This window comes from Olivibacter sitiensis DSM 17696 (assembly GCF_000427965.1).
GTDB classification, from domain to species: Bacteria; Bacteroidota; Bacteroidia; order Sphingobacteriales; family Sphingobacteriaceae; genus Olivibacter; species Olivibacter sitiensis.
In genome coordinates this window covers 1-9,702 of the sequence record NZ_ATZA01000078.1, presented here as the reverse complement: position 1 = coordinate 9,702, position 9,702 = coordinate 1, and the positions used below count along the sequence as shown (strand labels likewise).

Sequence of the window (9,702 nt, the reverse complement as noted above, 5' to 3'; positions counted from 1 at the left end):
GACTCAGTCCCGGACGACCTGTATCTTTCTTGGGAAATGCTTTGTAATAAATGTTCGACAAACTATCCCAGGGAAGCAGATGAGCTAACTTAACCCAACGGTTTTCTGGGTTAAGATGACGATCAAAAGGAGACTCAAATCCCTCAATAATGAGCTGATTCGGACTGCTATAAATAGGGCTAGGTGCACGCCTTTTTGATGCTTTTTTCATAAATCCTTGCACTTGACAACCTAAAAATAACTATAATTCATTGGTTAACAAAACGAATAGAGTTTTTCAGCAGACCCTATCTACGTCTGCACGTACGATAGTCTTTCCTTTAGCTTTATGGAGCCTGATCAAGGCTCGACCATTGTACATCTCCACTTGGCTAGAGCCGGACGACGTGCCCAAATCTACCAATAGCTCACCGCCACCTATAGCTGAAAACCGGATAATGTTCTTTGCCTCCAGGCAGCGCTTTCCATCCTTATCCAAGAGCAACGCTTCTAAAGTGACTACACCATTTTCGTCACTTACTTCACGCAAGGTAAGGCTGGCTGGATTTCCCCATTGCCCTTCTTGGTATAGGGTAGTTATTTCATCGGTCACCACGATCTTTCCTTTTCTGGCCACCACGCGAATGTGGTTTTCACCGGGTCTCAAACTGCTTTCCCACCTGAGGCCTGCAGCCGGAAAATCCTGACTATTGCGTTTCTTTTTGCCCAAGCTCGTTCCATTGAGAAAAAGCTCGGCCTCATCGCAATTGGAATAGACCTTGATCATTTTTTGTTCTCCAGCCGCTCCCCAGCGCATGGGCCATGTATGGCCATAGATATGCACCATGGGCTTTTCGGTCCAATAGGACTGGAATACATAATAGGCTTCTTTCTTTGTCAAATCCCTTTCCACCACGCCTTTTTGGTTCATATAAGGCACAGGATTTTCGGGACGTACCGGCGTGGAGAAGTCCTTGAATGGCCAGTAGGCCGAACCTGTGAGCCAGAGCATGGTCTCCTGCTCCTTGAGGTGCCAGTCAATAAGATTACAGATATAGCTCTCGCTCCAATCACCATCTTTAGAGATACGTGCCGCCCCTCCATATAGGGAAGCATCGCCGTCGCGTTCATCGGCTCCTTTTCCGGTTTGAACCTGCATTAAGGCCTTATCGGGATTTTCCGAATGGCGGCCCGCATGGCTATCCCCACCCCACTCCGCATGCAGGAAATGGCGTACATCCTTGATCGCCTTTTCGGATTCTGCCTTGTACTCGGTATACGAGCCACGGTACCACCCTGCCCAAATAGACGGAGAATAAACGTCTACGATATCCTTGCAAAAATCGCATCGCCTGATGGCTGTTTTGCGCGATGCATCCAACCGATGGGCCAGGTCATTCAACTCGGACATAAAGCGACGTATACTATCCTGTTCAAAGGCCGGAAAATCCCCTCGCCAATCGTTCTCGTTACCTAAACCCCAAATGATAATGGATGGGTGGTTATTATGCTGCTGTATCATGTTGGTCAGCATGCGCTTGGCCTGCCTGCGGTAGACCTCGCCTCCCAGACCTCCCCGGCACCAAGGAATTTCCTCCCAAACCAATATGCCCAGGCTATCGCACAAGTCGAGCACATAAGGGGATTGTTGATAGTGCCCCAAGCGAATGAAGTTGACGCCCATCTCCTTCATCACCACCATTTCCTTGCGTATGAGGCTGTCGGGCATGGCTGCTCCCAGTCCTGCATGGTCCTCATGTCGATGCGTACCACGGAGCAACAGACGCTTGCCATTGAGTAAGAACGGCCCATGTTCCACAAATTTGAAATTTCTAAAGCCTATGTTTTGCGTCACCGTTTGTAATAGATCTCCTTGCTTCAAATTTACTTCTACCTTATAAAGGTGCGGATTTTCGGGCGACCATGCATCCACCTTGGAAAGTACAATGGGTTCGAACTCCAACCTTTCACTAGCTCTTGATAATTTCTCTACCTGTTTTATCAACCGACCTTGAGGATTGTACAGCTTAGCTTGCACCACTACCGTTTCACCTTCATTGCTAGTCCTAATATCGGCAGATAGATTTAATATGCTTTTTTTGCTGTTTTCTTCCAAGACAGCATTAGAGTAGACCTGTTTCAGATAGCTATTGGGCACCTGTTCCAGGTAGACGTGTCTGTAGATTCCTCCGTAGATGTTAAAATCTGAAAGATCGGAAGGAAGCAGCTCTACGTCGCGGCTGTTATCTACCCGTATGCTGATGGGGATTTTTCCCTTGAAGCGTTTACTTTCTTCCGATTGGCGAAAACGGGCGATGGCATCCGTCAGGTCCACCGTCCAAGCGTCATAGCCACCGATGTGTTCACCAACTTTTTCGGTGAAGACGTACACTTGGGCCTTCTGCCCCACGCCTTCAAAGTGCAGCAAGGTGCGACCTGTTTTTGCCACGCTGTCCAAAGAGATGTTTTTCCTGTACCAAGCAGGGCCTTGATAATAATTGACGTTTGGATTGACGGCATCAAAAGCATTATAGCAATGCGGTAAATCGACCTTTGACCAATGGGGAACGGCCTCGGAACTGCCTTTTGCCACAGGTCTTACCGCTTCCCACGCACTGCCCAAATCGCTTTTCAGAAATTCCCAATTATTATCCAATGACGTTCTTTGTTGTCCCAAAGAGGCCAAAGGCAATAACAGTAATAAAAACAATATGCGCATGAGGAAAAACCAGCTTTTATTCACGTTTATTTCACTAAATTCTGTTATCCTTTTGCACCAAGATAATATAAATTATACAAAAATCCTTGACGCTATCGTATAAGTCATTGCCTACTTTGCCCTTTAGGTCAAGGCATCCCTATAGTTTCCCTGATCTTTTTTCGCCGCTTCATCCAGGTCTATCACAATGACGAATGGCATGTCCGAAGAGAAGTCATCTGGCAATGTAATATCATAATACAGATTGTTGTCCCTATCCAATCCTATATTATGGGAAACCAATTTCAGGTCTTTCTTATCGGCCAAAAAATAGGCTTTCGATGGTTTCTGCTCCGCTGTTTTTGCCATTGCCACCCTTATGATGTTGTTTACGGGCTTGTTGAATACTGTTAAATAGAGCTTATTGCCCTTTTTGGTATAATAACCATAGTCGGGTTTCGGCAATTCGGCATAGGTCACGCCATATACTGCCTCACTGTTTACCCGCATCCATTCGCCTATCTGTTTGGCGATGTCGCCCTCTTCGGGACGGATGCGCCCTTTCCCATCGGGACCGAAATTGATCACAAAATTGCCATTCAGCGAATTGGCCTGCAACAACATGGCTATTAAGTCATAAGGTGTTTTGATATAGGAAGATGACCAATCGGAATTGTAGCCCCATTGGTTGGGGGGGATGGTCATGACACAGTCCCAATCATTTCCCTTGGTCTGTTCTATCGTACTGGGCAGCTTGCGTTCCCAACCCTGCTCATAATCGCCCATCAGCACGCCATTGGAATCAAAATGTCGCTTGCCGTATTCATCCGCGCGAAAGCGGCTACCGATAATCAAGCCCGGTCTAAATGCCCGTAGCTCCTTTTCCAGCTCATCCGTCCAGGCAGCTTGCTCAATCCAAGCTGCATCCCATGAGCCATCAAACCACAGGCCTTTGGCGCTGGGATAATTTGTCAGTAGTTCTATCAACTGATTGCGCGTAAATTGCTTGAAATCTTCGTAAGCAAGGCTATCCTTTTCTGCTTTCGGGATGCCACTGCTATAGCCTGGGTGATTCCAATCGATGATGGAAAAATATAGATACACATCGATTCCTTCAGCATCGTAAGCGTCCACCACTTCCTTCACTATATCCTTCTTGAAGGGTGTATTTTTGATGGTATAGCCGGTATATTTACTTGGCCATAAGCAAAACCCATCATGATGTTTGGTGGTAAAAATCACGTATTTGGCGCCCATATCCTTCGCTTGCCTAGCCCAGGCCTTGGCATCGAAATCGGTCGGGTTGAACTGTTTGTACAGGTTGTCGTAGGTTTTCTGCCAACCAGCTGGGGCACCACTTTTCTCCGACCAAGAACGAATCCATTCTGCCGCACCGTTGTAGCTTTTACCTTCCCAATGCCCACCGGGAATGGCATATACCCCCCAATGGATAAATTGACCCAAACCATATTCACGCCAACGTTGCATCTCGGCATCCATGCGTTTTCCTTCGCGATGGCTACCATATTGCAAGGTGATTCGCTGTGCCATCGGTTGCTCTTGCGCCATTAGTTCTTTGCTAAATATGCCAAAAAACAATAAAGCACTGATACTTATAAAGAATAGTTTTTTCATCTGTAAGTTGTATGTTGTAAGCATTAAGTTTTAAATAACTGATCTAAAGGCAAATCCACACTTAGTTTTGCATTGCATTCAAATCTTTCCGATCACGTTTAAAATATACCGGTTCAGGAATTTCATTCGGATTGAAAGGGTTATAGAAATAAATATTCTGATCGCGGTACAATCGTAAATGTGGTTTTAAGCGTTCTTCAAAAACCTTATAATCTTTTTCTGACTCACTGCTCCACGCCGCTTCGGCCAATGCTGCCAAGCGCGGGAACAAGAGGTAGTCCAGGCGATTGGTATTGGTGACTGTTTCGGTCCACAAATTTGCTTGAATCCCCAAAATCTGTGTTTGCTGGCTTGCCCGTACCCATTTATCCACCGAAAAGACATATACATCCTGCAGGGAATTATAGAGACCACCCCACTTGCGTCCTGCGTGGTGGCCGCTATCCTGCACAAAATCAAAATAATAGGGCAAACGTGGGCAAAGTACGGTTTGATAACCCTTGTCCAGGGTTGTCTGCAGTTGCTCGGGTTTGTCGTGCCGCCACCAAAAGATAATCGTTTCGTCCTTTGGCAAATTGATGTCGGCCATCTCATCCCAAGCCATCAGCTTAGCATCCAATTGGTAAACCGAATCGGCCATGCGTTCCATGAAATAGTGTTCTACGGCCTTCAAATCTTGGAGTCCATGCTCTTGCTGCAATTTTTTGATGCCTTCGTTGGACTGCCATTTGTCTGTACCGAAGCTCACCTCATCTCCCCCCAAATGCAGCATGCCGGATGGGAACAAGGCATTGACCTCACGTAAGATATTGGATAAATAGGCATAAGTATCCGGGTTGCCTGGATCAAAAGTGAATTCTGGATGCTGGGCGTTGCCTCCACCGCTATACTGGGGATAGGCCATATTGGCGGCCGTTGCATGGCCTGGCATATCTATTTCTGGAATGATCGCGATATTGCGCCTAGCGGCATAGTCCACGATCTCACTAATCTCACTTTGGGTATAATACGCGGCAGGCCTTTTCGGGTCGTTATAATCTCCAACCCCACCTACCAAGCTAAGCTTGGGGTATTTCTTGATTTCTATGCGCCAGGCTGGTTCATCGGTCAGGTGCCAGTGCAGTTTATTGAGCTTATAAAAAGCCATCCAGTCAATGAGCGACTTCAGCTTGTCCTTTCCAATAAAATAACGTGATTCATCCAGCATGAGTCCTCGCCAGGCATAGCGCGGCTGGTCTTTTATATTCCAAGCGGCAATGGCCCAACCGCTGGAAGATGGCGCTGCCAGCGAAAATAGCTGTGCCAAACTGGATGCCCCATTGAAAGCGCCTGCTTCATCACTGGCCTTGATGACGATACCTTCGTTGCCGATAGCCAATTCATAGGCTTCTTCGGGCAGGCCCTTAATTTGCTCCAACTTAATGGTAGGCATTTTTCCCAGATTGGATTTAATGGCCAGAGGCAGGCCCTTTAGCCGTAAAAACTCCTGCTGTATATATTGTGCAACACCCTTGAATCGTGGTGATTGAACATATATAGGCGTGTTTTTATCGACAGCAAACGCAGCATCGAGATATATTGCCTCTTTAGGCATAGGAATTACAGGGCAGACCTGAGCCTGCACCTGTAAACCAATCATCAAAACGCACACATGAAAAAGCTTTTTCATCTTCTTATTTTAAGGTCAATTTCACTACATTGATACTATTATCATACGCTGCTCTTGTCGGCAATTTGATAGATATCCCTGTATCCACCAAGGTCATGGGCAGCGATTCTCCCGTATCCAAGAGCTCACAATATGCTACCTCCTCCTTTAAAGGCAAAACCAATTGATTACTGGTTAAATCGCTTAAGAGATGTACATAGACATACTTTTTGTTTCCCTCTTTTTTCTGCGTGTAAACAATTTCCTGGGTGGGGCTTATATCGTGGAAAGCGCTTGTTTTATATATCGCCTCCCCATTGGTCAGCAGCCATGCTCCCATTTCGCGTAAGCGTCTCACACCTGGCAGAGGCAAGCTGCCATCGGCCTTTGGACCAATGTTCAACAAGTAATTTCCGCCCTTGGATGCGTTATTCACCAGATAGCGTAACATCTGACCAGACGACTTCCAGTTGAAATCCTTACTGTGGTAAGCCCAGGTATGGTTCATGGTAGCGGGTGTTTGCCAAGGCTTCTGCTGCATCTCCTTGGGGTAGGCGTTGTCCATCATTTCCAGAAAATCTATGTCGTTGCCTGGGTCGTGCATGGCTATTCGCCCATTAATAAGGCATTTTTGGCTAAGGCTACGTACCAAATCAATCAATTCATCTCTTCTCTTAGGTGTAATAAGTTCTTTGGCCTCCTCATCCCAGGTATCAAACCAAAGCATGTCTGGATCATAGCGCACTATCAGTTCCTTCACCTGTGGCAAGCTTTTCCCTTTCCAATATTTCTCAAAATCAGCATCATTTCTAGCTGGCTTCCAATAGGGAATGGCGCCCTGGGGATGTTCCCAGTCTTGCCAATGCGAATAGTAAAACCCATAATGCAGGCCATATTTCTTGCAGGCTGCAACCAACTCACCCAAAATATCTCTTCCTTTGAATGGCGTTGCACCTATGTCGAAATCGGAAACCTCGGAGTCCCATAACGCAAAACCGTCATGATGTTTGGCAGTAATGACAAAGTATTTCATCCCCGCATTTTTTGCTTCGGCAATCCAGGCATCTGCATCAAAATTTACCGGATTAAACTTTTTGGCGAGTGCTCGGTATTCTTCATTCGGTATTTCGAGCCTTTGTTGAATCCATTCTGCATACCAGCTCTTCCCGTTGGGCAAAGTAGTATCTGGCATAGTTCGTCCGCCATAACTTCCTCCCAAAATACTGTAGAGCCCCCAGTGCACAAACATGCCGAAACGTGCTTCCTCAAACCATATTAGTTTGTCATTTGGCGTTGCTTTCTCCTGCCCCAAAACGGGCATTACAAGGAAAATCAGAATGATTATACTACCTGCTTTTTTTATTCTCATCGCAATACTATTTTACTACCTGCATTTCACAAATAGCCGCAAATTTTGCAGCTCTACATTAACGTCCATTCCATCTCATCGGCCAATACTTGTCCATCAGATTCGCCTCTTGCTTCGATCTTGTTTACTCCCTTTTGCAGTGTCACGTTTTCAAATACCCAATGCTTACCATTAACCCCGTGCTGCCCTGCCAGTTCCTTACCGTTTACCAGAAGCGTTACTTTTGCGAGGTTGGAAAAGACTTGCACCTTGGTGGTTGCTTGCGTCCTTTCCTTATCCCTGCGATTGGCCAGATAAATCATCGGCTGGGGGTTCCAGTTGGCCTTGTACCAATAGAAACTATCTTTTTTTCGCTTGCGATCGAATGTAATCAGTCCTTTCAGGTTACGCGCATTCACCCCACCCCTGTTCCACAGGGGCACGGCAAACTCAAACATGTTCCACAGGTAAGATGCCGTGATATACGGATGCTTTTCAATGATGGCCCATTGTTGGATATGGGTCTCGGTCTGGTAGTTTTCCGGAAAAAACTTGCCACTTACGGGGTTGATGCTCTTGGTCTCGGGCAAAAACTCGGCACCCTGATCAATATTCCCGTCGGCACCATACTCCGTAAGCATCACTCTATAGCCGGGGTATTCCTTTTCTATGTCGCTGGCCCATTGCTCTAGATCACCTATCTGGCCTTCGTACCAACCGTAGTAACGATTCATGCCTTGCACATCTCCCGCCAAGTTGGAAGGACGGTCCATCTCGCCATAGCCACTGACGGCAGCCGTCAAGCGATCGGGGTCGTCTGTCTTGGCTATGTCGTTCAATTCCCTAGTCAATACGGGTACGTGCTCATCCTGATTTTTGGAATAGACCTCGTTGTGCATGCCCCAGATGTAAATGGACGGATGGTTGAAACACTGCCGCACCAGCTCGCGCATCTGCTGCTTGGCATTGTCCCTTTCCTGTAGCGAGGTGGCATTGACAAATGGAATCTCCGCCCAAATGAGAAAACCCATGCTATCTGCCAAAGAATAAATATAATCCGACTGCTGGTAATGCGCCAAGCGTATGGTAGTCGTTCCCATCTCTCGGATAAGCTCCATATCTTCCTTGTGTTGGGCATTGCTGAGGGCACTTCCATAGCCCCACCAATCCTGATGACGAGTGACGCCGTACATAGGGTATTTCTCCCCATTGAGGAATACCCCTTCTCCTGCCTTTACCTCCACATGGCGAAACCCCAAGGGTTGGGTTATGGCATCCAATTCTTTGCTAGCATCTATGATGGATGTCGTGAGTGAATATAGGTAAGGGTCTTTGATACCTTGCCATAGGTGCGGATTTCGGATATCTATCGGTTGATTGACAATGGTTATACCTTGAGGGCTTATCGCTACTTGTTCCTCGGCCGATGCTACCTGCTTGCCAGACGCGTCTTTGATAACGGTTTGCAGCGTCACCGTTTTTATGGTTTTTTCTTTGTTTTCCAGTTTGGCCTTCACATGGACCGTAGACTTCTTCACGCTGGTATTTTGTGTGATGTAAATCCCTGGAGAAGCGTAGTCCGTGACGGTAAAGTTCACCTTATCGGTAACGATCATGCTCACCGGGCGATAGATACCGCCATATATCGGGAATAGGTTCTGATTGATAGGGATAACATCCCTACGTGCATCATTATTAGTTTTCACCAATAAGGTGTTTTCCTTGCCATGCACCACCAAGTTGGTAATCTCGAAAGCGAAAGCCGAATAGGCTCCTTTATGTTCGGTCAGGTATTTGCCATTGAGATAAACGGTGGCTACAGAGCCTACACCCTCAAAACGAAGAAAGATACGCTTGTCCTTCAACCCATTACCTACCTCGAAGGTCTTTCTATAAAAGGCATCGCCCGTATAGAAGTCCTTGCTCAGCTGCATATCATCCTTGTTGTAGGTATGCGGCACGGTAATATCTTCCCACTCGACAGTGGCAAAAGACACCTCGCTGATATTGGCATAGTCCTTTGCACCTAGCTTGAATTGCCAGTTGTCGTTGAAGGGAAGAACTTGCCTCGATGGCTGAGCGTTGGTGGAAACGCCTATAAATAGGCAAAGGACCAGCAATTTATATTTTAAAAATCACTACCAAACGGATAAACTTAAAAACAGGCAATAAACTCACTTAACTTACTGATTATCAGTAAATATTTTCATTAGATAAAAAAGCCNCCCCCCCTGTTTTTTAGAACAGTTCTACCTGTATACAAGGTGGTTTATTTCGTTTTTTCTGTTTGCTGTAAGTTCTCCTGCTGTTCTGCACCATCCAATATATCTCAAGATTACTGATTAAATGGATTCTTATCAGTGCAGCAATGGTGGAAAACGCCTTTTTGCTCTG

The 9,702-nt window shown here is 46.4% G+C and carries 5 protein-coding genes and 1 pseudogene; all 6 read right to left on the bottom strand.

What is annotated here, in order from left to right; translation table 11 throughout:
• Window positions 1-211: pseudogene (locus A37S_RS27880) on the bottom strand (hypothetical protein); the annotation flags it as partial.
• Window positions 212-277: 66 nt separating this feature from the next.
• Complete coding sequence (locus A37S_RS0121915) at window positions 278-2,722, bottom strand: glycoside hydrolase family 2 TIM barrel-domain containing protein (protein ID WP_425414419.1); 2,445 nt, start codon at window positions 2,720-2,722, stop codon at window positions 278-280.
• 99 nt (window positions 2,723-2,821) lie between these two features.
• Window positions 2,822-4,312, bottom strand: coding sequence for an alpha-L-fucosidase (locus tag A37S_RS0121910; protein ID WP_028298799.1), 1,491 nt, complete (start codon window positions 4,310-4,312; stop codon window positions 2,822-2,824).
• A gap of 61 nt (window positions 4,313-4,373) precedes the next feature.
• A complete protein-coding gene (locus A37S_RS25760; protein WP_036603820.1) occupies window positions 4,374-5,981 on the bottom strand; it encodes a beta-N-acetylhexosaminidase in 1,608 nt (535 codons plus the stop codon).
• 4 nt (window positions 5,982-5,985) lie between these two features.
• Window positions 5,986-7,329, bottom strand: a complete 1,344-nt coding sequence (locus A37S_RS0121900) for an alpha-L-fucosidase (RefSeq protein ID WP_245586451.1) — start codon at window positions 7,327-7,329, stop codon at window positions 5,986-5,988.
• 53 nt (window positions 7,330-7,382) lie between these two features.
• Window positions 7,383-9,428 (bottom strand): glycoside hydrolase family 2 protein, encoded by a 2,046-nt coding sequence (locus A37S_RS25755; protein WP_051293392.1) that lies wholly within the window; start codon window positions 9,426-9,428, stop codon window positions 7,383-7,385.
• Window positions 9,429-9,702: the final 274 nt, after the last annotated feature.

What these genes read in the sequence shown, in the direction of transcription:
- A37S_RS0121910 (WP_028298799.1), bottom strand. Translation starts at nt 4,312, where the DNA reads ATGAAAAAACTATTCTTTATAAGTATCAGTGCTTTATTGTTTTTTGGC.
- A37S_RS25760 (WP_036603820.1), bottom strand. Translation starts at nt 5,981, where the DNA reads ATGAAAAAGCTTTTTCATGTGTGCGTTTTGATGATTGGTTTACAGGTG.
- A37S_RS0121900 (WP_245586451.1), bottom strand. Translation starts at nt 7,329, where the DNA reads ATGAGAATAAAAAAAGCAGGTAGTATAATCATTCTGATTTTCCTTGTA.